We start from the raw sequence: 26549 nt of genomic DNA, 5'->3' as shown, positions 1-26549 counted from the left end.
TCCGAGCTGTTCTTCGGGGGTGTCCATGGCGCGCAGGAGGTTCAGGTGGGTCTCGGTGCCCAGCACGGTCGCACCGGTCTTGGCGGCGACGTACGGGATGTCGGTGATGTGGTCCCAGTGGCCGTGGGTGACCAGGATGCAGTCGGCCGCGCCGATGTGCTCGTCCACGGCCTCCTCGTCGATGACCAGGGGCGCCTCCCGGTTCCAGTCCGAGCCCTTCGGCGCGCCGGTCTCGAAGCGGGTCACCCACGGGTCGACCAGGACGGTCGCGCCGTCCCGCTCGATCTCCCAGGCGTTGGTCCCCAGCCAGCGGACGGTGATCTCAGAAGTCATGGCTCTCCAGGTGGTCGATGACGATGAACTCCGAGTCGGGGCTGGCCTCGGCCACGCGGTCGCGCACGGGCTCCCAGTCCAGGCCGGGCACGGCCGGCTCGGTCAGGGGCTCGTCGAAGTCGTCCCAGTGGGTCAGGACCACATAGGGCGGATGGCCGGTGGCCTCCAGCATCCGTCCGACGTAGTCGGGGGTGTGGCCGCCGCCGGGCTGCACGAACAGGACCGTGGGGCGGATGCCCTCGATCTCACGGTCGAGGAAGTTCGCCGAGCCGGCGTTGAAGAAGGAGACGCCGCCGAAGTCGATCAGGTAGGTCAGGCTTCCGCCCTCGATGAGGTCCTTGATCCTCTTGGGGCGCTTCGGAGCCTCGGTGGTGGTGCCGCCGAAGACGATCCGCTTGTGCTCGCCGCCGGCCGAGTGGGTGGAGCGGAACACCTCGACGGTGAACCCGTCGAACTGGTAGTACTCGCCTCCCTTGACTTGGCCGAGCTGTTCTTCGGGCGCGTCCATGGCGCGCATCAGGTTCAGATGCGTCTCGGTGCCCAGCACGGTAGCGCCGGTCCGCCTGGCGAGGTAGGGGACGTCGGCGATGTGGTCCCAGTGGCCGTGGGTGACCAGGATGCAGTCGGCCTCGGGAAGGTGCTCGTCGATCACGTCCTCGTGGACCTCGATCCGGGTGTCGGGATCGGCGCCGCCGGAGGAGTAGGCGCCGGTCGGGAACCGGCTGACCCACGGGTCGATGAGCACGGTGGCCGTCTCGGTCTTGAACTCCCAGGCGTTGGTGCCGAGCCAGCGGAGGCGGACGCCGCCGGTGGGGTTCTCGGTGTCCGAGTCGGCGAAGGCCGCGTCGACCGCGACCTTGCCTCCGGCCGCGGCCGCGACGCCGGCCCCGGCGGTGATGCCCAGCCGCCGCCTGGTGAGGCGGCCCGGTGTCCGCCGCCGTTGTTCCTCGTGTTCGGTCATGGGCTCAGTCAAGCCGCGGAGACCCGGTTTCGTCCAATATCAACGCTGACCGGGGTCCATATGGGGATTGATATCGTCCCCGCATGGACATCATGCGGCACTTGGAGTGCTTCCTGGCGGTTGGTGAGGAACGTCACTTCGGCAGGGCGGCAGAGCGTCTGGGCATGGAGCAGCCGCCGCTGAGCCAGCGCATCAAGCGGCTGGAGAAGGAGCTCGGGGCCGAGCTGTTCGACCGCGGCGGCAAGCAGGTGTCCCTGACCGCGGCCGGGCACACGCTCATGCGCGAGGCCCCCGAGCTGCTCAAACGCTACCGGCGGATGCGGGTGCTGGTGGCCCGGGCCGCCTCCGAGGAGCGCCCGGAGCCGCCGCGGCCCTGGTCGGAGATCTACTGACCGAGCCGCTCGGTCAGCAGCAGCGCGGCCCGGCTCATGGCCCGCTCGACCTCGCGGAAGTTGCGGCGGCCGGTCTTGGCGAACACGGCGAGCGCGTGGCGGCGGCCGTCGGGCCATTCCCAGACGGCGATCTCGTTGAGCCATCCGGGCAGGGTGCCCGAGCGGCCGAAGGTCACGACCTCGCTGGGCGCGAGGCGGGCGAGCCGCCCGCCGGTGAGCTGGCGGCCCATCCAGTGCCGCATCTCGCCGCGGGTCGGTTCGGGGCCGTTCCAGATCATGTCGAGGAACGCGGTCAGGTCGGCGGGGGTGGAGACGTTGGTGCGGTCGGTGTCCCAGGCGCTGGTCCGCCGCAGCTCCTCGGAGGTGACCGCACCGCCGGCGAGGACGTGGGCGAGCGCTTCGAGGTCGGCGATGTCGAGGTCGCGGGCCACTTCCTCCAGAATGGTCCTGGGGCTGCCGACCAGGCGGGTGCCGTCGAGTCCGAGGCCGGCCGGCAGGCGCCGGATCGATCCGGCGCCGAGGTGCCTCACGACCAGGTCGGCGGCGGTGTTGTCCGAGACCTCCATCATCAGCTGCACCAGGTCGCCGAGGCTGAGGACCGCGTCGTGCCGGAACCCGGACAGTCCGGTCCCGCCGAGCCGGTCGGCGGCGGTGGCCTTGACCGTCTGGGCGGGGTCGACCAGGCCCTGCTCGACCTGGCGGCTGAACTCCCAGGCGATGAAGATCTTGATGACCGAGACGAGGATGACCGGCTCGTGTTCGCGCTCTCCCAGGCTCCGGCCGTCGTCGAGGTCCCTGATGTGGGCGTGGACGGTGGCGCCGAGGGGTTCGAAGAGCTGGTCGAGCACCTGTCGGCCTCCGTTCTGTGCTCGGGCGCGGCCGAATGGACCCTAGCGGATCTCCACCCGCCCGACCACGGCGATCCGATGGGTCGGTATCGGTGACGGTAGGCTCGATCTGCAGGGTGTTAACAGGCTGGAGGATGAGACGTGGGGCGCGGCACGGTGACGATGAGCGATGTCGCCCAATTGGCCGGAGTGTCGAAGATGACGGTCTCCAACGTCGTCAACAACCGGGGAGGGGTGAGCGACCGGGTCCGCAAGCGCGTCCTGGAGGCCATCCGCGACTCCGGTTACCGCCTCAACGTCTCGGCGCGGGTGCTCAAGTCCGGGCGCACCGGCGTCATCGGCCTGGCCGTCCCCGAGATCGCCCCGCCGTATTTCAGCCAGCTCGCCGCCCACGTGATCGAGGCGGCCGACCGGCACGGCTTCCACGTCGCCGTCGAGCAGACCGGCGCGATCGCGGCCGGGGAGCGCGACGTGATCTCCCAGTCCCACAAGCTCCAGTTCGACGGCCTGATCCTCAGCGCGGTCGGTCTCGATTTGGAGCGGTACCGTCCGCCCGAGGGCGATTTCCCGATCGTGCTGCTGGGCGAGCAGGAGTTCGGCAAGAAGTTCGACCACGTGCTGATGGCCAACGAGGAGGGCTCGAAGGCCGCCACGCTGCACCTGATGGACCGCGGCTGCGAGCGGATCGCGATCGTGACCGGCTCGGTGTTCGACCGGATCAACATCGAGACCCGCCGCCACCGGGGCTACCTGGAGGCGCACGAGGAGCAGGGCATGGTCGCCGACCCGGACCTGCGGCTGACGCTGGCGGCGATGGACCTGGAGTCGGGGCGGGCCGCGGCGCACCGGCTGGCCGACTCGGGCCTGGACTTCGACGGGGTGGTCGCGGTGACCGACACCGTCGCGCAGGGGGTGCTGCGGGGCCTGTTCGACCGCGGGATCCGCGTGCCCGGGGACGTGCGCCTGATCGGCTTCGACGACATCCTGGAGTCGCGCTACATGGTGCCGGCGCTGTCGACGGTGGCTCCCGATCACCGGTGGATGGCCGACAGGGCCGTGGAGCTGGTGATCGCCCGCATCGGCGAGCCCGGCCGCCCCACTGGAGAGTACTTCGCGCCGTTCGAGTTGCGGGTGCGCGAGTCGACCTGCTGATCGTCGTCGGCTAGGTTCGTGGGTGTGGAGACCCTCGAGACTTCCAAGGCCGCACTGCTGGAGCGGGTCGGGGCCCTGCGCGGCGGCGGCCGCGTCCTGATCGGCATCGCCGGGTGCCCGGGGGCGGGCAAGTCGACCGTGGCCCGCTGGCTGGCGGCCGCGCTCGACCCGGGCGGGCGGCGGGCGGTGCAGGTGCCGATGGACGGCTTCCACCTCGCCGACGCGGCGCTGCGGCGGCTCGGCCGCCTGGACCGCAAGGGCGCCATCGACACCTTCGACGGCCGCGGCTATCTGTCCCTGCTGCGCCGCGCGGCCGCCGAGACCGGTGCGACCGTCTACGCCCCCGAGTTCGACCGGCGGCTCGAGGAGCCGGTGGCCGGGTCGATCCCGATCGGGCCGGAGGCCGAGGTCGTGGTGACCGAGGGGAACTACCTGCTGGACTCGGGCGAGCCGTGGCCGGCGGTGCGCGAGGCGCTCACCGAGGTCTGGTACTGCGAGACCGACGACGGTCCGCGCCTGGAGCGGCTGTCGGCCCGCCATCGGGCCTTCGGGAAGTCGGCAGAGGAGACCCGGGCCTGGATCGAGGCGGTCGACGAGCCGAACGCCCGCCGCATCCGCAAGTCGCGCGACCGCGCCGACCTCGTTTTCGACTACGACGCACTCGGACTTGGAGCCGCTGAATGAAACCGATCGACCCGGGAGTGCGCCGCCGCACCGTCCTCGGCGGGCTGCTGGCCCTCACCGCCGCCGGATGCGCCGATGACGACCAGGGCGGGGCCGAGCCGACCAGCAGCCCCACGCCGGTCGAGCCGTCCCCGAGCGCGAGCGACCCGACCGGCGCGCCGGACCTCGACGGCGGGCAGGAGCTGGTCCGGGGGCTGGCCGTGCCGTGGGGGCTGGCGTTCCTGCCCGACGGCTCGGCGCTGGTGTCCGAGCGCGGCACCGCCGACATCCTGCGCGTCGGCCTCGACGGTTCCGGTCCCGAGCAGGTGCAGCGGATCGAGGGTGTGCGCGCCGAGGGCGAGGGCGGCCTGCTCGGTCTGGCGGTCTCGCCGGACTACGAGGCGGACGAGCTGGTCTACGCCTATTTCGCCTCCGACGAGGGCGACAACCGGATCGTGCGGTTCCGGCTCGGCGAGGAGCAGGAGTCGGTGTTCACCGGCATCGCTGCGGCCGGGAACCACAACGGCGGCCGGATCGCCTTCGGTCCCGACTCGATGCTCTACGCCGCCACCGGCGACGCCGGGGACACCTCGCTCTCGCAGGACGAGAACAGCCCCAACGGCAAGATCCTGCGTCTGACCTCCGAAGGCGACGCCGCCGAGGGGAACCCGACCGAGGGTTCTCCGGTGTGGACGCTGGGGCACCGCAACGTCCAGGGGCTGGCCTGGGACGCCGACGGGCGACTGTACGCCAGCGAGTTCGGGCAGAACGCCCTCGACGAGCTGAACCTGATCGAGGCGGGGAACAACTACGGCTGGCCCGAGGTCGAAGGCGAGGGCGGCACCGACGACGGGCGGTTCACCGATCCGCTGCTGACCTGGCCGGTCGAGGAGGCATCGCCGTCGGGGATCGCGATCGCCGGGGACGTGCTCTACATGGCGGCGCTGCGCGGGGCCCGACTGTGGACGGTCCCGCTGAACGGCGACGGCACGGTCGGCGAGCCCGCGTCCAGGTTCGAGGGCGAGTACGGGCGGCTGCGGACCGTGGCGGTCGCGCCCGACGGGGCGCTGTGGCTGACCACGTCCAACACGGACGGACGCGGCGAGGTGCGCGACGGCGACGACAGGATCATCCGCTTCCCGGCGGGGTGATTCGCCCGGACCGGGTACTCCACTTTATGTCGCCAGGCGGTAACCTCCTGTTAAGGGCGGCTCAGCCCGTGTGCCGCCGGCCCCATCTCCGGGAGGCACCCCCATGGCGAGCAGACGACTGGTGACGCTTCGCGATCGCGGCCAGACCGCGGTCGTTCGGGACATCGGGGCCGAGGTCCTGGCCGAGTATCCGGACACGATGCTGGTGCGCTGCACCGACGCTCAGGCCGCGCGCCTGGTCGAGCAGGGCATCGAGTCCTCTCCTGTCGAGGATTCGCCGGTGCAGGTCACCGGCGCGAGGTTCGCGTTCGGCGCGGCCGTGGCCGCGCAGCAGTCGGCGCCGGTCGAGCCGCCGCCCGGGCGCACCGCGTACTTCCTGGTCAAGCTGGCCGGTCCGCCCGCTCCGGAGTGGATGCGCGAGCTGGCCGAGTCCGGTGCGACCGTCCACGGCACCCTGCGCGGCTTCACGCTGCTGGTCGGGGCGCTGCCCGAGCGGATCGAGTCGGTCAGGTCGCGGCCGTGGGTCGAGGACGTCACCCCGTTCCGCCCGGTCATGAAGGTCTCGCCGAAGCTGCGGCGCGGGGCGCGGCGGGAACTGGACGCCCGGGCCCTGGCCGCGCCCGCCGCCGACGAGATCGAGGACGGCGATGCGCGGCTGGTCGAGATCTCGGTCTTCCCCGGGGAGACCACCGACGAGGCCGTCGAGCGCATCGAGGGCGCCGGCGGGCTGATCATGACCCGGCTCCCGGACTCGCTGGTCGCGTCCGTCCCGGCCGGGACCGTGGCCGCGCTGGCGGACCTCCAGGGCATCCAGGCGATCATCCCGTTCTCCTACTCGCAGATGACCAACGACCGGGCCCGGGAGATCATGCGGGTGCCCTCCGAGACCGGAGGCTCGGGGACGGTCCCGGCCGGGGAGGGCCAGATCGTCGGCGTGGCCGACACCGGACTGGACTCCGGTGACGCCGCGACCATCCACCCCGACCTGCGCGGCCGCATCGCCGGGCTGGTCAGCTGGCCGGTCCGCCGGGTGCTGGCCCAATACACCAACGACCCGCCCGAGAGCGACGACGGCCCGGCCGACATCGCCTCGGGTCACGGCACCCACGTCACCGGCTCGGTCGCCGGGGACGGCTCGGCCGCGGCCGCGGCCGGAGGGAGCGCGGTCCCGGTCGGGGTGGCGACCGCCGCGGAGGTCTTCTTCCAGGCCATCGGGCAGCGCCTCCGGTGGAAGACCGAGGCCGAGCTGGCAGAGGAGGGGTTGCGGCCGTTCGAGCGGCCGTGGCCGCCGCCCGAGTACAGCCTCTACGGCATCCCGCACGACATCGGCGACCTGTTCTCCCAGGCGTACGAGGCCGGGGCGAGGATCCACACCAACTCCTGGGGCGCCGACGTGGCGGGGGTCTACAACCGCAATTCGTTCGCGGTCGACCGGTTCATGTGGGACCACCCGGACATGCTGATCCTGTTCGCGGCGGGCAATTCCGGGATCGACGCGGACGCCGACGGGACGATCGACCCCGACTCGATGGGCGCGCCGGGGACGGCCAAGAACTGCCTGACCGTCGGGGCCGGCGAGAACGCCCGCCCGGCCGAGTCTGATCCGCCGCCGGGAGTCGACAAGCAGTGGAAGGACCTGCGCTGGCCGAAGCTGGGCCCGGCCGGGCACGTCTCGGACGACCCGGACGGCATGGCCGCGTTCTCCTCGCGGGGTCCGACCGACGACCTGCGGGTCAAGCCGGACGTGGTCGCGCCGGGCACGAACGTGCTCTCGCTGCTGTCATCGGTGTTCCCCGAGAACGACGAGCCGCTGTGGGGCCGCCTCCCTGAGGGCCATCCGCTGCGGGACCGCTACTGCTGGAGCGGCGGGACGAGCATGTCGACCCCGCTGGTGGCGGGGGCGGCCGCGCTGGTGCGGCAGCGTCTGCTGGACACCGGCGGGTTCGACCAGCGCGGTCCGTCTGCGGCGCTGCTCAAGGCACTCCTGGTCGCCGGGGCCGCGCCGATGGCCGGGCAGTTCCCCGGGGAGATCCCCGAGGGCACCAACGACGTCAGCGGGTTCGGCCGCGTGGACGTGACCGGGACGCTGGCCGCGGGCACGCTCCACACCGACGATCCGGCCGACGCGGTGGCCACCGGCGAGGTCCGCAGGTACCGGGTCGAGGCCGGTCCCGGGCCGCTCAAGGTCGCGCTCGCGTGGACCGACGCGCCGTCGCCGATCGGCGCCGACGGCCTGGAGAACCGGCTCTATCTGCGGGTTCGCGCGCCCGGCGGCGAGGTGCTGGACGGCGACACGAGCGCCTTCCCCGATCCGCTGAACAACGTGCAGCAGGTGGTGGTCGACGATCCGGCCGAGGGCGGGTACGAGGTGCTCGTCCACGGCGTCGCGGTGGTGCACGCCGCCCCGGCGGCCGGTGCCGAGGAGGGCGGTCCCCGCCAGGACTTCGCGCTCGCGGTGGTGAACGCCTCCGGCGGGGACCTGGTTCGGGTTCCTAGCGCAGGATCGGGAGGCTCCTGACCGGGGCGAGCCGGCTCCATCGGCGTCCGAGCCCCCAGGTGTCGCCCGCGGAGGCCGCGGCCAGGGCGATCATGGTGAGCGCGTAGAACAGGTGGACGTCGAGGAACGGGTTCGACTCGAGCGGCAGCATCGAGGCCCACATGGTGACCATGAGGATCGAGCCGCCGATGGCGGCCGGGCGCAGCGCGATGCCGAGGGTGAGGGCGATCCCGAGTCCGGCCATGCCGATCATGAATCCCCAGTCGGCCCAGGCGCTGCCGGCCATGGCCTGGAACAGGTCGCCGAGCGCACCGTCGCGGCTGGCCAGGAAGCCGGAGGTCGGGCTCGCGCCGTCGATCCAGCCCTGTCCGGCGGGCGAGCTGTAGCCGAGGCCGAAGGTCTTGTCCAGGAAGGCCCACAGGAAGACCCAGCCGAGCGCTATGCGGACGAGGGCCAGCGCGCGGTCGACCGTCGCCGAGGCGCGGCCTTCGACCCGTTCTGGAGTGCGGATGGAGGTGGTTGAGGCCATGAGTTATCCCCTTTGTGCGTGTCGGGCGACGGCGGGGATCGGCGGCGGTCGACTTCCCTGTCCGTCTTGCGCCAAGGGTTGGCCGTCGTCGACTCACGAATGGAAGCGTTCCCACGATAACATAGATGCGCATCTATATCAAGTTGGCGGCCTATATACCGAGATGCGCCCCGAGGACCCCTCCCCTTGCAGGACCCCAGGGTTTCCTTCCCTCTTTATATGGATTTGGCACTGTGCCTGACCGATGGTGGGACCGTCCGTTCCGGGGGGCAATGAGCCAAACGATTTTGGCAAAACTTTTTCAGTGTTTGGCGTTGACAGTCGCTGATCCGGGGCAGCACACTCGTGCCAAGACGTTTTGTCAAAACGTTTTGTCACCGCTTCGACGGTGACCCCTCGCGCGTAGCAGTGCTGCTACAAGAATGGAGTCGAAGTCATGACGCTTCGCGATACCAGCGGTCGTGCCCGAACCGCATCCCTCGGAACCGCCGCGGCGATGGCGGGCGTGCTCGCGCTCTCGGGCTGTGGCGCAGGCGGCGACGCCGCGGCGGACGAGCTCACCGTCGTCGTCGAGGGCGGCGGACTGGCGGAACTGCAGCCGATCGCCGACCTCTACAAGAGCGAGACGGGAACGACGGTCACACTCGTCGAACTTCCGTATGACGGCCTCTACGACCGCGTCCAGTCCGAGCTCGGATCGGGCAGCGTGTCCTTCGACGTCGCCGCTCTCGACGCGATCTGGCTGAGCGCGTTCTCCGACGGCGTCTCGCCCCTCGACGACCTGTTCACCGAAGACGTGAAGGCGGATCTGTTCCCGGGCCTCGTGAGCGAGGCGCAGATCGACGGCGAGTACGTCGGCATGCCGATCTTCACCAACTCCGAGATCCTCTACTACCGCACCGACCTGTTCGAGGACCCGCAGAACCAGACCGACTTCGAGGCGAAGTACGGCTACCCGCTCGCGCCGCCGACGAACTGGGAGCAGTACCGCGACGCCGCGGAGTTCTTCACGCGCGACACCGACGGCGACGGTCAGATCGACCTCTACGGCACCGATGTCAAGGGCGCCGTCGAGACCGAGTGGCTCGCCACGGTCTCGCAGACGGGCGAGGAGCACATGGTCCTCGACCCGGAGACCGGCGAGGTCACCATCGACGACGCCGAGCACCTGGAGGCGCTCGACTACTACACGAGTCTGCTGCCGTACGCCCCCGCCGGGTCGGCGCAACTGGACTGGGCCGGAGCGCAGAACCTCTTCTACCAGGGGCAGCTCGCCATGATGCGGTTCTGGGGCCACGCCTACACCCAGACACCTGACGACTCGCCCGTCGCGGGCGAGATCGGTGCGGCTCCCATGATCGCGGGCGCGGGCGGCGTCGCGGGGGTGCCCGGCGCCTGGTACCTCTCGGTGCCCGCGGCGGGAACGAAGCAGGATCTGGCGAAGGACTTCATCGCCTTCGCGTACGAGCACAACGACCTCTCGATCGACACGTCGCTGGGTCTGGTCGCGCGCATCTCGGCGTTCGAGTCGCAGGCGGAAGTCGCCGGCAGGGAGAACTACCCCGCGATCCTCGAGACGCTCAACGCCCCGGCCACCCGCCCCCGCCCGGCGACACCGCAGTGGCAGGAGATCGTCGACACCGTACTCACGCCCATGCTGCAGAAGGCCGTCGAACCCGGGGCGGACAACGCCGCCCTGCTGCAGGAGGCGGAGGCGCAGATCGAGGCGATCCTCCAATAGCCGCCGACCGCTCCGCACCGGTGGCCGACCGCATCGCAGCCGTCGGCCACCCCGTCCGATCAGAAAGACCTTCCACGTTGCGTGTCACCGATCGCCGTTTCGCCTTGTTGCTCATGGCGCCGGCAGCCCTCTTCCTCGCGGCCTTCGTGCTCTGGCCGCTCGTCCGGTTCGTCTCGAACGCCTTCTACGACATCTCGCCGATCGCGGGCGGACCCCGCACCCCGGTCGGCCTGCAGAACTTCATCGACGCGTTCGCCTCGGCCTCGTTCCAGGGCGCGTCGGTCCGCACGGTCGTCTACACCTTCGTCGTCGTCTCGCTCGAGTTCGCGATCGGACTCGTCGTCGCGCTGATCTTCGCGGCGCTGGGTCGGCGCTCGGCGGTGTTCCGCACGGTCTTCATGTACCCGCTCATGATCGCGCCGGTCGTGGCCGGGTTGCTGTGGCGCTTCCTGCTCGTCGACAATTTCGGCATCGTCAACGAGATCCTCGTCCGGGCCGGCATCCTGGAGAGTTCAAGCCAGGTCGGCTGGCTGAGCGACCCGAAGATCGCGCTCTTCTCGGTCGCCCTCCCGGATATCTGGCTGACGACCTCGTTCATCACCCTCGTGCTCTTCGCCGGGCTGCAGACCATCCCGGGCGAGATCCTGGAGGCCGCCCGCATCGACGGAGCGCGATTCCCCACGATGCTGTTCCGGGTGATCATCCCGCTGCTGCGTCCCGTGATCGCCGTCGCGCTCATCGTGCGCGGCATCGACGCGGCCCGCGCGTTCGACATCATCCTGATCCAGACGAACGGCGGTCCGCAGGAGAGCACGACCACGCTCAGTCTGCTCATCTACCGCACCATGACCCGCTACGGCGACATCGGACTGGCGAGTGCGATGGGGACGATCTACCTGATCGGGATGCTCCTGGTCGCGTCGGTGGCCGTCACCGCGATCTGGCGTCCGGGGGAGGCCCGATGAACGGCATCGAAACCCGCCGCAGGTCGACGAAGGCGATCCTCTACGTCCTGCTCGCCGTGATCCTGGTGCTGTACGGCTTCCCGTTCGTCTACCTCCTGCTCACCTCCTTCAAGACCCCGAGTGAAGCGATCGCGGTGCCCCCGTCGGTGGTCCCGGACGTGTGGACGCTGGAGAACTACGTGGCGGCCCTGGCGAAGGAAGGCGTCGTTCCAGCGCTCGTCAACAGTGTCGTGACGGCCGTGCTCAGCACGTTGTTCTCCCTGGTGCTCGCGGTTCCGGCCGCCTATGCGGTCACCAGGTACCGCACGCCGAGCGGGCGGGTGTTCGTGCTCGCGGCGCTCGTCACCCGGATGGTGCCGACGATCGCGATCGGAGCCCCGCTGGTGGAGACGATGCGCGCCCTGGGGATCAGCGACACCTCGTTCGCCCTCGCGATCGCCCATACGACGATCTCGCTTCCACTCTCGATCTGGCTCATGGCGAGCTTCTTCGAGGCCATTCCCGACGAGCTCGAGGAGGCCGCGAAGATGGACGGGGCGTCGCGGCTCGGAGCCCTCTGGCGGGTCGTCCTGCCGGTGGTGTCCGGCGGTCTGGCGGTGACGGCGATCTTCGCGTTCCTCGCTTCGTGGAACGAGTTCCTGTTCGCGCTGCTGCTCACCTCGGTGCGCGCGCAGACGACTCCCATCGTGATCGCGAACTTCCAGACGCAATTCGGGCTCGACTGGGGCGCCATGACGGCACTCGCCGCCGTCTACTCGCTCCCGGTCATCCTGCTCACCCTCGCGCTCCAGCGCCACATCGTCGCGGGCCTCACCCTCGGCGCGGTGAAAGGATGAAGGGACCCAATCTGATGCAGGAAGGCAGGAGACGACAGTGGCGGTGAACGGAGTCGGCATCCGAGACGTGGCCCGGTTGGCCGGCGTCTCCATCACCACGGTGTCCCACGTACTCAACGACACGCCGCAGACGCGGGTCTCCGCGGAGACGCGAGCGCGCGTCCGCGAAGCGGCGGCGACGCTCGGCTACGGCCCCAACCGGGCAGCGCGTGCGCTGCGCACCAACCGGTCCGGACTGATCGGACTGCTCAGCGAGGAGATCGCGACCACCCCGCACGCGGGCCGGATCATCCTCGGCGCGCAGGACGCGGCCCGCGTCCACGACCTGACCCTGGTCATCGTCAACGCCGAACGTGAATCCAGCGGCAGTTCGCACGAGGACGACGTCCAGACACTGATCGACCGGCAAGTGGAGGCGATTCTCTACGCGACGATGTACCACCGCCAGATATCCGTGCCCGCGAATCTGCGGGGCGTGCCGGCCGTGCTGATCGACTCGACCGACCGGGACGGCGTCCTCCCCGCGGCCGTCCCCGACGAGGTGGGCGGCGCGGTCGCCGCCGTCGCCCACCTCGTCGAGGCCGGTCACCGGCGGATCGGCTTCCTCAACAACGACGACGACGTGCCGGCCACGCACGAACGCCTGATCGGCTTCAGGCAGGTGCTGCACCGGCACGGCATCCCGATCGACGAACGCCTGATCCTCCAGGCGCCGTCGGAGACCCTGCCCGGTTACGCGCTCGCGCGGGAGGTACTCGCCAGGCACGACCGGCCGACCGCCCTGTTCTGCTACAACGACCGGATGGCGATGGGCGCCTATAGGGCCGCAGCCGAGCTGGGCCTCGACATCCCGCGAGACCTGTCCATTGTCGGCTTCGACGATCAGGAGCTCATCTCCGCGAACCTGTTCCCCGGCCTCACTACGGTGGCACTCCCGCACTACGAGATGGGCGAGTGGGCCGTCTCGACGCTCGTGCGCCTGCTCAGCGGGGACACCGAGCACCGGCTCCCCCGCAACGGTCCGACCCGCCTCCACTGCCCACTGGTCACCCGCGGTTCAGTCGCCGCCCCCCAAGAGCACCGAAAGGCCTGAAATCATGCTTCGACTTGCCGCATCGTGGGTGTGGGACTTCTGGATCGCCGACGACGGCGATCGCTACCACCTGTTCTTCCTGAAAGCACCCCGGGCGCTCCTCGATTCCGACCGACGGCACTGGCGCGCGACGATCGGCCACGCGACCTCCACCGATCTGACGACGTGGACCGAGCACGCCGACGCGGTCGTCCCGGACGACGCCCCCGCATTCGACGACCTCGCGACCTGGACGGGGTCCGTCGTCCGCGGTGACGACGGCCGGTGGCGGATGTTCTACACGGCGGTCAGCCGCGCCGAAGGCGGGCTCGAACAGCGGATCAGCTCTGTCGTCTCCGATGACCTCTTCACATGGCGTCGCGAGCCCGAGCGGCAGGTGCTCGAACCGGACGCCCGCTGGTACGAGACGGCCGCGACGCGGCAGTGGCCGGACCAGGCATGGCGCGACCCGTGGGTGTTCCGCGACCAGGACGGCTGGCACATGCTGGTCACCGCGCGCGCGAACCGCGGCGCGTCCGACGACCGTGGCGTGATCGGGCACGCGACCTCACAGGACCTGGTCCACTGGACCGTTCAGCCCCCGTTGTCCGAGCCGGGCGCCGGATTCGGGCACATCGAGGTGGTCCAGGTCGCCGTCGTCGACGGCACACCGGTCGGGCTGTTCTCCTGCCTCGGCTCCGAACTGGCCCGCGGCCGCCGGGACGGGGACCCCGCGGGCGGCGTCTGGGCCTTCCCGATCGACTCCATGACGGGGCCGTTCCCGCTGGAGGAGGCGTACCGCATCACCGACGAGCGTCTCTACGTCGGCAGGCTGGTGCAGGACCGCGCGGGACAGTGGTGCTTCCTGGCGTTCCGCAACGACGACGAGCAGGGGAACTGGATCGGCGAGATCACCGATCCGCAACCGGTCCAATGGGTCGACGGCCGACTCGCAGTCGACGGGACAGGCCGGTCCGAAGTGCTGCGGACACGAAGGAGAACCTCGATGTCGACCGCCAACTACTACGATGTCACGCAGTGGCCCGTCGGCAATGCGGCCGAGGACATCGGCGAGGTGTTCAACAGCATCATCGCGGATATCAAGAGCCGGCAGAAGGCCACCGACGAACACGACGGCGGCAAGCCCGGGGCGGTGATCCACGTGCCTCCCGGGGACTACCGTCTTCGCACGCAGGTGCTGATCGACATCAGCTTTCTGCGGATCGAAGGCGCCGGACACGGATTCACGTCGTCGAGCATCCGCTTCAACGTTCCCGAGGACGAGTGGCCGGATCTGCACGAGCTGTGGCCCGGCGGCAGCCGCATCCTCGTCGACCTGCCCCCGGGAGACGAGGAGACCGCGGGCGCGGCCTTCTACGTCGCACGAAGCGGGAACCCGCGGATCAGTTCGGTCGAATTCGTGGACTTCTGCATCGACGGGTTGCATTTCAACTCGGACGGGTCGGGGCTCCACTCGGAGAACACCTACGTCAACGGCAAGAGCGGCATCCACGTCGCGGACGCCAATGATTCGTTCCGCGTCAACGGCATGGGCTTCATCTACCTCGAGCATGCGCTCACCGTCTGCAACGCGGACGCGCTTTCAGTCCATGACAACTTCATCGCCGAATGCGGCAACTGCATCGAATTGCGCGGATGGGGCCAGGCCTCCAAGATCACCGACAACCTGATCGGGGCCGGTTTCAACGGCCACTCGATCTACGCGGAGCACCATGGTGGGCTGCTGATCACCGCGAACAACGTCTTTCCCCGCGGAGCGAGCAGCGTCCGCCTCAACGGCGTCACGAGATCGAGCGTCACCAACAACCGGCTGCACTCGTTCTACCCCGGAATGGTCGTACTGGAGGCGAGTTCGGAGAACCTGGTCGGTTCGAACCACTTCCTGCGAGACCACGAACCCTGGTCCCCCTTCTTCGGCGTCGACAACGGACTCGACGACGGCTTCGGGTTGCTCACCGTCAGCGGCAGCGGCAACTCCGTCATCGGGAACCACTTCTCCGCGATCGTCGACGCTGACAGGATCCGCCCGGCGGGGGCGGCGCCTGTCATCATCCGTCTGAGGGCGGGAGGGGGGGAACTACGTCGCCACCAACCACGTCGTGTCGATGGACGTCCGCGGCAAGTCGAGCGGCTCCGCCTACGCGGCGCAAGTCGACGCCCTGCTCTCGACCGATGCCGCGGACGTCCTCGCCGTCACGACCGTCATGGTCGACCCGGAGTCGAAGCGGAACACGATCCTCGATTCGGGGACCGAAGGCCAAGTCGACATCGATGTCGCGGCGAATGCTTTTCGGGCCAGCCCTGCCGTCCCCTCTCAAGACGTCAGCGCAAGCGGATCTGTCTAGGTGAACGACCCACACATCGCTGCGAAGAGCCCTTATGAGCCGATGCTCGCCACGGCGAAGATCCCGGCGGCCAGCGCGAAGCCGACCAGGCCGATGAGGGTCTCCATGACCGTCCAGGTCTTGAGGGTGGTCTTGACGTCCATCTCCAGGAAGCGGCCGACCAGCCAGAACCCGGAGTCGTTGACGTGGCTGGCCATCACCGACCCGGCCCCGATCGCGATCACGATCGCGGCGAGCTGGACGCCGTTGTAGTCGCCGCCGGCGACGATCGGCTGGACCAGTCCGGCAGTGGCCGTCAGCGCCACCGTGGCCGAGCCCTGGGCGATGCGCAGGACCGTGGCGATGATGAACGCCGCCACGATGACCGGCAGGCCGATGTCGGACATGGCGTCGGAGAGCGCGTCGCCGATGCCGCTGGCGCGCAGGACGCCGCCGAACATGCCGCCCGCGCCGGTGATCAGGATGATCGCGGCGACCGGGCCGAGCGCGGAGTTGACCAGGTCCTCGATCATGGCGCGGGTCTTGCCGCGCCGGGTGCCGAGCACGTACGAGGCCACGAACACGGTCGCCAGCAGGGCGATCGTGGTCGAGCCGAGGGTGCGCAGGACGTTGAACCAGGTGGCCTCGCCGTCGACCCAACCGGCCTCGCCGGCGGTGTTGAGGCCGGTGTCCATGAAGATCAGGACCAGCGGCAGCAGCATGATGCCGATGACCGTGGCGGCCTTCGGCGGGTTCTCCTGGCGCTCGGCCTCGGGCCCGCCGCTGAGGATCTCGGGGACGGGCAGGTCGAACTTCCGGCCGGCCCACAGCCCGTACAGGTAGCCGGTGACGTACCAGGTGGGGATCGCGACCAGGAGGCCGAGGGCGACGACCAGGCCGACGTCGGCCCCGAGCAGGGCACTGGCGGCGACCGGGCCGGGGTGCGGCGGCAGGTAGATGTGCATGATCGAGAACGCGCCGGCCGCGGGCAGCGCGTACAGCAGGACGCTGCCGCCCAGCCGCCTGGCGACGGCGAAGATGATCGGCAGCATGACCACGAAGCCGGCGTCGAAGAAGATCGGGAAGCCGAAGATCATGGAGGCCACGCCGAGGGCGAAGGGCGCGCGTTTCTCTCCGAAGCGGCGCAGGAGCGCGTCGGTGAGCGACTGCGCGCCGCCGGAGACCTCGACCAGGCGCCCGAGCATGGCGCCGAGGCCGACCAGCAGTGCGACCGCGGCCAGGGTCGAGCCGAAGCCTTCGGTGAGGGTGGGGATGACGTTCTCGGCGGGTATGCCTGTGGCGAACGCGGTCGCGACGCTGACGGTGACCAGCGCCAGGAAGGCGTGCACCCGGAATTGGATGATCAGCAGCAGCAGTACCGCGATCGCCGCGGCGGCGATCAGCAGGAGCGGTCCGGCTCCTAGCGTCTGTGTCCACTCGGTTTCCATGGGCTAAAGCTCCTTTGCTTTGCGGGGGACGGCGTTTCACCCGGGTCAGGCGGTCACGCCGGGAGTTCGAGTTCGTTGAGGGCGGTCTGGACGATCTGCTCGGGGGTCGCGGCGACGTCGACGGTGACGCCGTCTTCGTCGGGGCGCAGCGGTTCGAGGTCGCCGAACTGCGAGTCGAGCAGGCTGGGCGGCATGAAGTGGCCGGAGCGGGCGGCGATCCGCCCGCCGATGACCTCGCGGCTGCCGCTCAGGTGGACGAACCGGACTCGCGCGGCGGCGCCGCCGAGGATGTCGCGGTAGGAACGTTTCAATGCCGAGCAGGTCACGACGGTGCTCTGGCCGTCGGCGGCGCGCTCGCTGATCCAGTCGCGCAGGCTCCGCAGCCACGGGGCCCGGTCGTCGTCGGTGAGGGGGTCGCCCGACTCCATCTTGGCGATGTTGGACTCCGGGTGGAACTCGTCGCCCTCGGCCATGGGCCACCCGAGGCGCTCGGCCAGCTCCCGGGCGACCGTGGTCTTCCCGGCGCCGGATACGCCCATCACCACCAGACTGGTCGCGCTCACGACCCCTCCTCATCGAAAGGTACTATCTTTGGAACGAAAAGATAGCACCATTGAACCCCGGCGGCAAGTGGTCCCGGATAGACTCTTGACATGGATTTGAGGGCCAGGACGAACGGGACCGCGCTGCACGACCCCGTGCTCGACGCCATCGGCCTGGAGATCGCCTGCGGCGAGCTGCCTTCGGGCCACGTTCTGACCCTCGACGGCATACAGGAGCGCTTCGAGGTCTCCCGCACCGTCGCCCGCGAGACCATGCGCATCCTCGAGTCGATGGGCCTGGTGCGGTCGCGCCGCCGCGTCGGCATCACCGTCCAGCCGCGCGAGTCGTGGAACCTGTTCGACCCCCGCGTGATCTGGTGGCGGTTGTCGGGATCCGGCCGCGACGCCCAGCTGCGGTCCCTGACCGAGCTGCGCATCGCCGTCGAGCCCCTGGCGGCCGGCGCCGCGGCCCGCAACGCCTCGGGCGACCAGCGCGCCCGCGCCGTCGAACTGGCCGCCGAGCTGCGCAAGCTCGGCGAGGCCGGGGATCTCGACGAGTTCATGGAGTGCGACGTCGAATTCCACACCCTGCTGCTGCGGGCCAGCGCCAACGAGATGTTCGCCGCGCTCGCGGACGTGGTCGGCGCGGTCCTGCGCGGCCGCACCCAGCTCGGGCTGATGCCCCACCATCCGGTGCCCGAGGCGCTCGACCTGCACGAGGCGGTCGCCGCCTCGGTCTCGGCCGGACGCGGCGGCCCCGCCGAGGAGGCCATGCGCGAGCTGCTGGCCGAGGTCCGCTCCGCGGTCCTGCACCCGTGAAGATCCGATTATTCTGACGGGATGTCCTATCCCGAACCGAAGTACCACGGCGAGGACGGCGAGGTCAGTGCCGTCTTCCGTCCCGCCGGAACCCCTGCCGACCTGCTGTTCCACCGGAGCGGCGGCTCCGCCGACTACCTCGCCACCGGCGCCACGACCGGCGGCAAGTTCGGCCTGTACCAATGGAACATGGGTCCGGGCCGCTCGGGCCCGGACCCGCACTTCCACAAGACGATCACCGAGTCGTTCTACATCCTCAGCGGCACCGTCAAGATCTACGACGGCACCAAATGGGTCGAGACCCACCCGGGCGACTTCGTGCACGTGCCCGAGGGCGGCGTCCACGGCTTCCGCAACGAGTCCGGCGAACCGGCCTCAATGCTGCTGCTGTTCGCCCCCGGCGCACCCCGCGAGGGCTACTTCGAGGGCCTGGCGACGCTCGGCGAGATGAGCGACGCCGAGCGCCGGGAGTTCTTCGAGTACCACGACAACTACTGGGTCGAAGAGTAGAAGATCCGCGCGGCCGGTCCGGCCGGGACGCGCACGGTCGGCACGCCGTCGGCGTCGGCGACCTCCCACTCGGGGAGCGCGGCCGGGTAGCGCTGCTCGAGCTCTCGGCCGCGCAGGCCCGGCAGCGGCACCTCGGTCGCCTCGCCGCGCGACCAGACGGCCAGCAGGGTCTCGCCTTCGGTTTCGAAGGCCAGCGCGATCACGTCGTCGTCCCAGCCGGGCAGGCCCAGCGGCCAGGCCGGGTGGGAGGCGGCGATGCGGCCGCGCCAGTCCTTGTGGAGCGCGACCGCCTCGTGGACCAGCGCGCGCTGCTCGGCGCCGAGTTCGTAGAGGAAGCCGGAGAGGTACAGGCGGCCCATGACGCCGGCGACCATGGCGAAGGCGGTCTCCTCTTCGGACATGCCCGGGGCCGGGTAAGCCCAGTTCCCGGCCTGCTCGGGCACGAGGCCGGCCGGGGCAGCGGCGGCGACGGCCGGGTAGCGGCGGAAGTCCTCCTGGTCGCTGGTGGACTGCATGTGGACCGCCGAGAGCAGGCCGTAGTCCATGCGCATCGCCCCCGACGAGCAGGCCTCGATAACCAAGTCCGGGTGGCGGTCCTGGACGTCGAGGAGCCACTGCCGGTAGGCGCGGGAGTGGTCGAGCAGTCCGGCCCCTGGAGAGGTCGCGTCGGTCTCGGTGCCGGCGCCGGGGTTGATGTTGTAGTCGAGTTTGAAGAACCCGGTCCCGTGTTCGGCGATGAGCCGGTCGACGGTCTCGTCCAGGTGGGCGCGCGCGGCCGGGTGCCGGAAGTCCAGGTGGTAGCGGCCGCCTTCGGCCAGGCGGGTGCCGAAGCGGCGGAAGAACGCCTCCTCGGGGAGCAGGTCGGCGACGGGCGAGTCGATGCCGACGACCTCGGGTTCGAGCCACAGTCCCGGCGTCATGCCCGCGGCCCGGATCGCGTCGATGACCTCCTTGAGGCCGCCGGGGAACCGGTGGGCGGCCTCGCGCCAGGCGCCGACGCCGCTCCACCAGCCCTCGAAGCCCTCGCCTTCGGCGAACCAGCCCGCGTCGATGCAGAAGTACTCGGCTCCGGCCGCCGAGGCCGATTCGACCAGCGGCAGGAGCTTCTCGGTCGTGGGGCTGCCCATGAGGGTGTTCATGTAGTCGTTGTAGACGACCGGGAGGGCGTCGTCGGCGCGGTGGCGGACGCGGATGGCGCGGCGGTAGTCGGTCAGGGCCGCGAAGGCCGCGTCCGGGCCGCCCGCGGCGACCACCAGACCGGCCGGGACGGTGGTGAACTCCTCCCCCGGCGCCAGCCGCCGGGCCGCCTGGTGCTCGGTGTCGGTCGGCCCGAGCACGGCCACCCGCACCGACTCCTCGGTCCGCACGGCCTCCCAGTGCCATCCAGCGCTGGTCTCGACCTGCCAGGCGATCGACGGGCCGCCGTCGGAGGCGAGCGCGCCGGTCGGCAGGTGGTCGCCGGTCGACCAGGAGCCGCGGCTGGTCAGCGCGAACCGGTCCTTGCCTTCGCCGCCGCGGTGCTCGAAGTGGAGATCGGGAAGGACTTCGGCGACCGGGGCGCGGTGCCAGCGGCCCTCGGCGATCCAGGCGCTGTCGCCCCACAGCAGGTCGTGCTCGCCCGACGCGGTCGCGAAGGCCAGGGAGGTGACCGCGGTCAGGACCACGTCGCCCGCTCCGGTGTTGCGGACGGCGCTGGCGACCTGGAGTCCGGGGCCGGCGGCGCGGATGGCGGTCTCGACCTCGATGCCGGTGGTCTCGTCGCGCTGGCGCACCCGCAGTTCGTCGGCGGTCGCCGAGTGGTCGGCGTAGCGGAGCCGGCCGCCGACCGTGGAGTGCGAGTAGGACTGGGTCGGGATGGTGTGCATTTCGGCCGAGGTGAAGACCTCCACCAGCATGTGATCGCTAACAATGTTAGGGGAGTCGGCGTCGGCGGCCAGGAAGTCCCACTGGACCGGGTGGTCGCCGTGGGCGAGCCGGAGGTGCAGGTCCTGGGGGTTCCATTCGATGAGGGACATGCGGTTGCGCTTCCTTCTCTCGGTCGGCGGCGAGCACCGGTGCCGGAGTCCGAGTCGGGATCGTCCTCCGGCACCGGTGTGCCGTCTTTCACGGTGGTCACCTTACGCCGCTCGCACCCGCAAACGCACCTCGACTGCGGGAGCGGCGGCCCCGCGCGCCAGCGCTCCGGGGTCGACCACCGCCGGACGGCGGTTCCCGTCCGGCCCGATCAGCACAGGTAGCGCGCGTAGGCCGGCAGGGTCAGGAACGTCGGGTAGTCCTCGCCGAGCGCGCATTCGGTGAAGATCTCCAGGGCGTCGTCGAAGCGGTCGCCGTCGAACCGCTCCAGGGCCCCGAACTCCTCACGCACCAGCTTGTCGACCCAGTCGCGGGTGACCAGGCGCCCGGCGTCGGTGACGGCCTCGCCGTGGATCCACTGCCAGATCTGGGAGCGGGAGATCTCGGCGGTGGCCGCGTCCTCCATCAGGTTGTTGATGGCCGCCGCGCCGTTGCCGCGCAGCCAGGACTCGACGTAGCGGATGCCGACCTCGATGTTGCCCCTGATGCCGTCCTCGGTGATGTCGCCTTCGGTCGAGGCCACGTCGAGCAGCGCCCGGTCGTCGGGGACCACGTCGTCGCGGAGCCGGTCGATCTGGTTGGGCAGGCCGCCGAGGGTCTCGTCGAAGACCTCCATGGCGACCGGCACCAGGTCGGGGTGGGCCACCCAGGAGCCGTCGAAGCCGTCGTCGGCCTCGCGGGTCTTGTCGGCGCGGACCTTCTCGAAGGCGGCGGCATTGGCCTCGGGGTCGCGGCGGTCGGGGATGAACGCGGCCATCCCGCCGATCGCCGAGGCGCTGCGCCGGTGGCAGGTGCGCACCAGCAGCTCGGTGTAGGCGCGCATGAACGGCTGGGTCATGGTCACCTGCCCGCGGTCGGGCAGGATGAACCTGGTGCCCCGCTCGCGGAAGTTCTTGATGACCGAGAATATGTAGTCCCAGCGTCCGGCGTTGAGCCCCGAGGAGTGGCGGCGCAGCTCGTAGAGGATCTCCTCCATCTCGAAGGCCGCGGTGATCGTCTCGATGAGGACGGTGGCCCTGATGGTCCCCTGCGGAATGCCGAGCAGGTCCTGGGCGAGGACGAACACGTCGTTCCACAGCCGCGCCTCGAGGTGGGACTCGAGTTTGGGCAGGTAGAAGTAGGGTCCGCGTCCCAGTTCGAGGAGCCGGTGCGCGTTGTGGAAGAAGTAGAGCCCGAAGTCGACCAGGCCGCCGCTCATGGGGACGCCGTCGACGGTCAGGTGCCGCTCGGCCAGGTGCCAGCCGCGGGGCCGGACGATGATCGTCGGAAGGTCGGTGAGCGTCCGCCCGGTCAGCGCGTAGCGCTTGCCGCCCGCACCGGTGAACTCGATGCGGCCCTCGATGGCGTCGATCAGGTTCGCCTGCGAGGCGATGACGTTCTCCCAGCTGGGCGTGGAGGAGTCCTCCATGTCGGCCAGCCAGCACTTGGCGCCGGAGTTGAGGGCGTTGATCGTCATCTTGCGCTCGCACGGCCCGGTGATCTCGACGCGCCGGTCCTCCAGGCCCGGGGCGAGCGGGGCCACCGTCCAGGAGATGTCCTCGCGGATCTCGGCGGTCTCGGGCAGGAAGCGCGGGTCGTGGCCGTTGGCGATGGCGGTCCGGCAGTGCTGTCGGCGCTGCAGCAGCTCCTGGCGCCTTCCGGCGAAGGCGCGGTGCAGCCGGGCCAGGAACTCCAGGGCCTCGGGCGTCAGGATCTCGTCCTGTCGGTCGACGCGCGGACCGGCGGCGGTCGCCGGTTCGGGTCGGGTCTCGGTGGCGGTGATCATTGCGTTCTCCTCGGTGTGCGGCGGTGTCCTGGTGTCATTCGAACTGGCCGGTCTCGGTGGAGCCGACCAGCGCGAGCGTCGAGCCGCTGGGGTTGAGCGCGCTGGTGACGTGGTCGAAGTAGCCGGTGCCGACCTCGCGTTGGTGCTTGGTGGCGGTGTATCCGCGGTCCTCGGCGGCGAACTCGCGTTCCTGGAGGTCCACGTAGGCGCTCATGCCCTCGCGGGCGTAGCCGTGGGCCAGGTCGAACATCGAGTAGTTGAGGGCGTGGAAGCCGGCCAGGGTGATGAACTGGAAGGTGTAGCCCATCGCGCCCAGTTCGCGCTGGAACTTGGCGATCGTGTCGTCGTCGAGGTGCCGCTTCCAGTTGAAGGACGGCGAGCAGTTGTAGGCGAGCATCTGCTCGGGGTGGTCGGCCTTGACCCGCTCGGCGAAGGCGCGCGCCAGTTCGAGGTCGGGCGTGCCGGTCTCCATCCACAGCAGGTCGGCGTACGGCGCGTAGGCCTTGGCGCGTTCGACGCAGGCGTCGAGGCCCGCCCGGACCCGGTGGTAGCCCTCGGCGGTGCGCTCGCCGGTCAGGAACGGCCGGTCGCGCTCGTCGATGTCGGAGGTCAGCAGCGTGGCGGCCTCGGCGTCGGTGCGGGCGACGATGACGGTCGGCACGCCTTCGACGTCGGCGGCGAGCCTGGCGGCGTTGAGGGTGCGGATGTGCTGGGTGGTCGGGATGAGGACCTTGCCGCCCAGGTGGCCGCACTTCTTCTCGGAGGCGAGCTGGTCCTCCCAGTGGACGCCCGCGGCGCCGGCGGTGATCATGCCCTTCATCAGCTCGTAGGCGTTGAGCGGGCCGCCGAATCCGGCTTCGGCGTCGGCCACGATGGGCGCCAGCCAGTCCTCGACGCTGCGCTCGCCTTCGGCGTGCTCGATCTGGTCGGCGCGCATCAGGGCGTTGTTGATGCGGCGCACGACCTGCGGGACGGAGTTGGCCGGGTACAGCGACTGGTCGGGGTAGGTGTGCCCGGACAGGTTGGCGTCGGCGGCGACCTGCCAGCCGGACAGGTAGATGGCGCGCAGGCCGGCCTTGACCTGCTCGACGGCCTGGTTGCCGGTGAGGGCCCCGAGCGCGGCGGTGTAGCCGCCGGTGGCGGCGTCGTCGTTCAGGCGGTCCCAGAGGCGCTCGGCCCCGCGGCGGGCGAGGGTGTGCTCCTCGGTGACGGTGCCGCGCAGGCGCACGACGTCGGCGGGCCGGTAGTCGCGGACGACGCTCCGCCAGCGCGGGTCGGAGGCCCACTCGAGGGCCAGCCGCTCGGCGGTGAGGTCCTGGTCGCGTGCTTGATCGGACATCGTCTTCTCCACTCGGCTTCTGTGGCGGCTCCAGGAGCGGCCATTACTTGCAGGTAACAGAATTCTTCCGCCGTGTGGACCCGAAATACAGCGGAACGGACTGGAAAGATCGGCAGTTCTTCGCTAATAATGAAGAAGTGGCAAAGAATTTTCCGAGCGAGCGCTCCCAACCGCGCGAGCATCGCCCCTGGGGCGCGGCCGAGGCCGCCGAGCTGGCCGCCGACGACGACGCCCTGGACCTCATCAGCCTCGGCAAGCAGATCCGGCACCTGCGCAAGCAGAGCGAGCTGAGCCTCGACGAGCTGGGCGAGGCGGTCGGCACCGCCCCGTCGCAACTGTCGCTGATCGAGAACGGCAAGAAGGAGCCGAAGCTCTCGCTGCTGCGGTCCCTCGCCCGGGCGCTGGGGGTGTCCTCGGACGAGCTGCTGGGCGCGAAGCCGCCGAACCGCCGCGTGGCCCTGGAGATCGAGCTCGAACGCGCCCAGCGCGGCAAGCAGTACCGGGACCTGGGACTGCCGAGCGTCAAGCCCTCCTCGCGCATCCCCACCGAGTTCCTGGAGGCCCTCGTCGGGCTGCACCGCGAACTGGAGCACCAGGTGAACCTGCACACGGCCACTCCCGAGGAGGCCCGCCGCGCCAACACCGAACTGCGCCGCCGGATGCGGGAGAAGGACAACTACTTCGGCGACATCGAGGCCGAGGCCAGGCAGCTGCTGGGGCACGTCGGCTACCGCAGCGGCCCGCTCTCGCAGCACCAGATCTCCGACCTGGCCTCGTACCTGCGGTTCTCGCTGCACCACGTGGACGACCTGCCGCATTCGACCAGGTCGGTCACCGATCTGCGCAACCGGCGGATCTACCTGACCCCCAACAAGGACTCCTCGCACGACCCTCGCACCGTGCTGCTCCAGGCCCTGGCCAGCCACGTGCTCCAGCACGAGGTGCCGCGGACCTATCTGGAGTTCCTCGGCCAGCGGGTCGCGACGAACTACCTGGCGGCGGCGCTGCTGATCCCCGAGGCCAGCGCGGTGAAGTTCCTGCGGAAGGCCATGGACGAGAAGGAGATCGCGATCGAGGACCTGCGGGACCTGTTCGCGGTGTCCTATGAGGCCGCGGCCCACCGGTTCACGAACCTGGCCACCCGGCATCTGGACATCCGCACCCACTTCCAGAAGGTCCACAAGTCCGGGATCATCTTCAAGGCCTACGAGAACGACGACGTGACCTTCCCGGCCGACCCGACCGGCGCGATCGAGGGCCAGCCGGTGTGCCGGTACTGGACCAGCCGCGAGGTCTTCGACGTGCCCGACAAGTTCAACGCGTTCAACCAGTACACCGACACCCCCAGCGGCACCTACTGGTGCACCGCCCGCACCGAGCGCGGCCCCGACGGCGAGTTCTCGCTGAGCATCGGCGTGCCGTACGAGTCGGCCAAGTGGTTCCGCGGCAAGGAGACCACCGCCAGGTCGATCTCCCGCTGCCCGGACCCCGACTGCTGCCGCAACCCGCCGAGCGCCCTGGCCGAGACGTGGGCCGGACACGCCTGGCCGACCGCCAGGGCCGCGTCGTCCCAGTTCGCGGCGATGCCGATGGGCTCCTTCCCGGGCGTGGACGAGACCGAGGTCTACCAGTTCCTGGAGCGCCACTCCCTCCGCTGACGCGGCGGGCGGTACGGGAGGGGCGGGTGGGAGAATCCCCGCATGACGCCTACATACGTCCTCATCCACGGCTCGAACGCGAACTCCTTCACTTGGGCGCCCCTGCAAAGGGAGTTGGCGCTTCGCGGCCACCGGTCGCTCGCGGTCGACCTGCCGGGCCACGGCTTCGAGGCGGGTTTCCCGGAGTCCTTCCACTCGCAGGACGCGGCCGCACTCGCGAAGGCACCGTCCAACATGTCCGGTAAGACTTTCGCGGAGACCGTGGAGCGAGTGGCCGAGGACGTGCGGCGGGCCCGCGAGCACGGCCCGGTGATCGCGGTGGCGCACAGCCGCGGCGGGCTCACCCTCACCGCGCTCGCGAACCGGCACCCCGAGCTGCTGGACCGGATCGTCTACTTCTCGGCCTGGTGCTGCGTCGACCGGACTCCGGGCGAGTACATGCAGCTGCCCGAGTACCAGGAGGGGAGCGTGCTGGAAGAGACGATGGGAGTGCTCGCGGCGGACCCGGCCGAGCTGGGGGCGATCCGCATGAACTGGCGCACCACCGATCCGGGTCTGCTGGCGGCGCTGAAGAAGTCGATGTTCGAGGACGGGACCGACGACGAGTTCCTGATCTTCCTGAACTCGCTGCAACCGGACGAGGCCCTGGACGGAGGCGGCCCAGACGACCGGGCCGAGGCCGAGACCTGGGGCAGGGTCGACCGCACCTACATCCGGCTCGCCAAGGACACCTCGATCCCGGTCGCGTTGCAGGATCTGTTCATCTCCGAGGCGGACACGCTGGTCCCGGACAACAAGTTCGACGTCCGGACCCTTGAGGCGGCCCACATCGAACCCCTGGTCCGCCCCGCTCGGCTCGCCGAGCTCCTGGCGGACCTCTAGGGCCCGAGATCCTGCGCCCCGCAGTCTG

The 26549-nt window shown here is 70.2% G+C and carries 22 protein-coding genes and 2 pseudogenes; 15 read left to right on the top strand and 9 right to left on the bottom strand.

Annotated features, from left to right (window positions below; translation table 11 throughout):
• Together JFB92_RS18065 and JFB92_RS18060 are read right to left on the bottom strand one after the other, a co-directional pair.
• The coding region (locus tag JFB92_RS18065; RefSeq protein ID WP_199042096.1) for an MBL fold metallo-hydrolase at nucleotides 1–333 on the bottom strand (333 nt) is incomplete at its 3' end.
• Entirely contained in the window at nucleotides 323–1294 is a 972-nt protein-coding gene (locus tag JFB92_RS18060) for an MBL fold metallo-hydrolase (RefSeq protein WP_199042094.1), read from the bottom strand. The genes JFB92_RS18060 and JFB92_RS18065, both read right to left, overlap by 11 nt.
• 83 nt (nucleotides 1295–1377) lie before the next feature.
• Between JFB92_RS18060 and JFB92_RS26290 the strand changes: the two genes are divergently transcribed.
• Nucleotides 1378–1686, top strand: a complete 309-nt coding sequence (locus JFB92_RS26290) for a LysR family transcriptional regulator (RefSeq protein WP_199042092.1) — start codon at nucleotides 1378–1380, stop codon at nucleotides 1684–1686.
• Here JFB92_RS26290 and JFB92_RS18050 read toward each other — a convergent pair.
• Nucleotides 1680–2534, bottom strand: coding sequence for a serine hydrolase (locus JFB92_RS18050; RefSeq protein WP_199042090.1), 855 nt, complete (start codon nucleotides 2532–2534; stop codon nucleotides 1680–1682). The genes JFB92_RS26290 and JFB92_RS18050 overlap by 7 nt on opposite strands.
• A gap of 141 nt (nucleotides 2535–2675) precedes the next feature.
• Between JFB92_RS18050 and JFB92_RS18045 the strand changes: the two genes are divergently transcribed.
• The 4 genes from JFB92_RS18045 to JFB92_RS18030 all read left to right on the top strand — a co-directional run bounded on the left by JFB92_RS18045 (nucleotide 2676) and on the right by JFB92_RS18030 (nucleotide 8018).
• On the top strand, nucleotides 2676–3686 hold the full coding sequence (locus JFB92_RS18045; protein ID WP_199042088.1) for a LacI family DNA-binding transcriptional regulator: 1011 nt from the start codon (nucleotides 2676–2678) through the stop codon (nucleotides 3684–3686).
• Nucleotides 3687–3710: 24 nt separating this feature from the next.
• On the top strand, nucleotides 3711–4370 hold the full coding sequence (locus tag JFB92_RS18040) for a nucleoside/nucleotide kinase family protein (protein WP_199042086.1): 660 nt from the start codon (nucleotides 3711–3713) through the stop codon (nucleotides 4368–4370).
• Nucleotides 4367–5500: a PQQ-dependent sugar dehydrogenase gene (locus tag JFB92_RS18035; RefSeq protein ID WP_199042084.1), complete on the top strand. Its 1134-nt coding sequence runs from the start codon at nucleotides 4367–4369 to the stop codon at nucleotides 5498–5500. The genes JFB92_RS18040 and JFB92_RS18035 overlap by 4 nt, the downstream gene beginning before the upstream one ends.
• Nucleotides 5501–5603: 103 nt before the next feature.
• Entirely contained in the window at nucleotides 5604–8018 is a 2415-nt protein-coding gene (locus JFB92_RS18030; protein ID WP_199042082.1) for a S8 family serine peptidase, read from the top strand.
• On the opposite strand, the gene JFB92_RS18025 is transcribed toward JFB92_RS18030, so the two are convergent.
• Nucleotides 7993–8526 (bottom strand): DoxX family membrane protein, encoded by a 534-nt coding sequence (locus JFB92_RS18025; RefSeq protein ID WP_199042080.1) that lies wholly within the window; start codon nucleotides 8524–8526, stop codon nucleotides 7993–7995. The genes JFB92_RS18030 and JFB92_RS18025 overlap by 26 nt on opposite strands.
• 436 nt (nucleotides 8527–8962) lie before the next feature.
• On the opposite strand from JFB92_RS18025, the gene JFB92_RS18020 reads away from it, so the two are divergent.
• From JFB92_RS18020 to JFB92_RS27020, 6 genes and pseudogenes are all read left to right on the top strand, one after another.
• Entirely contained in the window at nucleotides 8963–10267 is a 1305-nt protein-coding gene (locus JFB92_RS18020; RefSeq protein WP_199042078.1) for an ABC transporter substrate-binding protein, read from the top strand.
• A 77-nt stretch (nucleotides 10268–10344) separates the two neighbouring features.
• Nucleotides 10345–11232, top strand: coding sequence for a carbohydrate ABC transporter permease (locus JFB92_RS18015; protein WP_372451661.1), 888 nt, complete (start codon nucleotides 10345–10347; stop codon nucleotides 11230–11232).
• Nucleotides 11229–12068 carry a carbohydrate ABC transporter permease gene (locus tag JFB92_RS18010; RefSeq protein WP_199042068.1) on the top strand — a complete coding sequence of 280 codons (840 nt, stop codon included), beginning with the start codon at nucleotides 11229–11231 and terminating at the stop codon, nucleotides 12066–12068. The genes JFB92_RS18015 and JFB92_RS18010 overlap by 4 nt, the downstream gene beginning before the upstream one ends.
• A 37-nt stretch (nucleotides 12069–12105) precedes the next feature.
• Nucleotides 12106–13161, top strand: a complete 1056-nt coding sequence (locus tag JFB92_RS18005) for a LacI family DNA-binding transcriptional regulator (RefSeq protein WP_199042065.1) — start codon at nucleotides 12106–12108, stop codon at nucleotides 13159–13161.
• 4 nt (nucleotides 13162–13165) lie between these two features.
• Nucleotides 13166–13801 (top strand): annotated as a pseudogene (locus tag JFB92_RS27025) (glycosyl hydrolase family 32); the annotation flags it as partial.
• A gap of 345 nt (nucleotides 13802–14146) precedes the next feature.
• Nucleotides 14147–15506: pseudogene (locus JFB92_RS27020) on the top strand (NosD domain-containing protein).
• A 32-nt stretch (nucleotides 15507–15538) separates the two neighbouring features.
• Here JFB92_RS27020 and JFB92_RS17995 read toward each other — a convergent pair.
• A complete protein-coding gene (locus tag JFB92_RS17995; RefSeq protein ID WP_199042061.1) occupies nucleotides 15539–16933 on the bottom strand; it encodes a GntP family permease in 1395 nt (464 codons plus the stop codon).
• 53 nt (nucleotides 16934–16986) lie between these two features.
• Nucleotides 16987–17496 (bottom strand): gluconokinase, encoded by a 510-nt coding sequence (locus JFB92_RS17990; protein ID WP_307789202.1) that lies wholly within the window; start codon nucleotides 17494–17496, stop codon nucleotides 16987–16989.
• Between the two features lie 90 nt (nucleotides 17497–17586).
• Here JFB92_RS17990 and JFB92_RS17985 point away from each other — a divergent pair, with 90 nt between their 5' ends.
• Together JFB92_RS17985 and JFB92_RS17980 are read left to right on the top strand one after the other, a co-directional pair.
• Nucleotides 17587–18294 carry a FadR/GntR family transcriptional regulator gene (locus JFB92_RS17985; protein ID WP_199042059.1) on the top strand — a complete coding sequence of 236 codons (708 nt, stop codon included), beginning with the start codon at nucleotides 17587–17589 and terminating at the stop codon, nucleotides 18292–18294.
• A 21-nt stretch (nucleotides 18295–18315) separates the two neighbouring features.
• Nucleotides 18316–18804 carry a cupin domain-containing protein gene (locus JFB92_RS17980; RefSeq protein ID WP_199042057.1) on the top strand — a complete coding sequence of 163 codons (489 nt, stop codon included), beginning with the start codon at nucleotides 18316–18318 and terminating at the stop codon, nucleotides 18802–18804.
• On the opposite strand, the gene JFB92_RS17975 is transcribed toward JFB92_RS17980, so the two are convergent.
• From JFB92_RS17975 to aceA, 3 genes are all read right to left on the bottom strand, one after another.
• The gene (locus tag JFB92_RS17975) at nucleotides 18786–20819 is read right to left on the bottom strand and encodes a glycoside hydrolase family 36 protein (RefSeq protein WP_199042055.1); all 2034 of its coding nucleotides are present in this window, start codon (nucleotides 20817–20819) and stop codon (nucleotides 18786–18788) included. The two genes, JFB92_RS17980 and JFB92_RS17975, sit on opposite strands and share 19 nt — an antisense overlap.
• A gap of 209 nt (nucleotides 20820–21028) precedes the next feature.
• Nucleotides 21029–22642 (bottom strand): malate synthase A, encoded by a 1614-nt coding sequence (gene aceB, locus JFB92_RS17970; RefSeq protein ID WP_199042053.1) that lies wholly within the window; start codon nucleotides 22640–22642, stop codon nucleotides 21029–21031.
• 34 nt (nucleotides 22643–22676) lie between these two features.
• On the bottom strand, nucleotides 22677–23981 hold the full coding sequence (gene aceA / locus JFB92_RS17965; protein ID WP_199042050.1) for an isocitrate lyase: 1305 nt from the start codon (nucleotides 23979–23981) through the stop codon (nucleotides 22677–22679).
• A 137-nt stretch (nucleotides 23982–24118) separates the two neighbouring features.
• Here aceA and JFB92_RS17960 point away from each other — a divergent pair, with 137 nt between their 5' ends.
• Together JFB92_RS17960 and JFB92_RS17955 are read left to right on the top strand one after the other, a co-directional pair.
• Nucleotides 24119–25639 (top strand): helix-turn-helix domain-containing protein, encoded by a 1521-nt coding sequence (locus JFB92_RS17960; protein WP_199042048.1) that lies wholly within the window; start codon nucleotides 24119–24121, stop codon nucleotides 25637–25639.
• A gap of 42 nt (nucleotides 25640–25681) precedes the next feature.
• Entirely contained in the window at nucleotides 25682–26521 is an 840-nt protein-coding gene (locus tag JFB92_RS17955; RefSeq protein WP_199042046.1) for an alpha/beta hydrolase, read from the top strand.
• Nucleotides 26522–26549: the final 28 nt, after the last annotated feature.

This window comes from Glycomyces salinus, assembly GCF_016428645.1.
Taxonomy (GTDB): Bacteria; Actinomycetota; Actinomycetes; order Mycobacteriales; family Micromonosporaceae; genus Glycomyces; species Glycomyces salinus.
The sequence above is the reverse complement of the archived record's forward strand: the minus strand, read 5'-3'. Positions and strand labels throughout refer to the sequence as shown.

Coding starts and splice junctions, on each gene's coding strand:
- JFB92_RS18020 (WP_199042078.1), top strand. CDS start 8,963: ATGACGCTTCGCGATACCAGCGGTCGTGCCCGAACCGCATCCCTCGGA.
- JFB92_RS18010 (WP_199042068.1), top strand. CDS start 11,229: ATGAACGGCATCGAAACCCGCCGCAGGTCGACGAAGGCGATCCTCTAC.
- aceB (WP_199042053.1), bottom strand. CDS start 22,642: ATGATCACCGCCACCGAGACCCGACCCGAACCGGCGACCGCCGCCGGT.
- aceA (WP_199042050.1), bottom strand. CDS start 23,981: ATGTCCGATCAAGCACGCGACCAGGACCTCACCGCCGAGCGGCTGGCC.
- JFB92_RS17955 (WP_199042046.1), top strand. CDS start 25,682: ATGACGCCTACATACGTCCTCATCCACGGCTCGAACGCGAACTCCTTC.
- JFB92_RS18035 (WP_199042084.1), top strand. CDS start 4,367: ATGAAACCGATCGACCCGGGAGTGCGCCGCCGCACCGTCCTCGGCGGG.
- JFB92_RS18060 (WP_199042094.1), bottom strand. CDS start 1,294: ATGACCGAACACGAGGAACAACGGCGGCGGACACCGGGCCGCCTCACC.
- JFB92_RS17980 (WP_199042057.1), top strand. CDS start 18,316: ATGTCCTATCCCGAACCGAAGTACCACGGCGAGGACGGCGAGGTCAGT.
- JFB92_RS18030 (WP_199042082.1), top strand. CDS start 5,604: ATGGCGAGCAGACGACTGGTGACGCTTCGCGATCGCGGCCAGACCGCG.
- JFB92_RS18025 (WP_199042080.1), bottom strand. CDS start 8,526: ATGGCCTCAACCACCTCCATCCGCACTCCAGAACGGGTCGAAGGCCGC.
- JFB92_RS17995 (WP_199042061.1), bottom strand. CDS start 16,933: ATGGAAACCGAGTGGACACAGACGCTAGGAGCCGGACCGCTCCTGCTG.
- JFB92_RS26290 (WP_199042092.1), top strand. CDS start 1,378: ATGGACATCATGCGGCACTTGGAGTGCTTCCTGGCGGTTGGTGAGGAA.
- JFB92_RS17985 (WP_199042059.1), top strand. CDS start 17,587: ATGGATTTGAGGGCCAGGACGAACGGGACCGCGCTGCACGACCCCGTG.
- JFB92_RS17975 (WP_199042055.1), bottom strand. CDS start 20,819: ATGTCCCTCATCGAATGGAACCCCCAGGACCTGCACCTCCGGCTCGCC.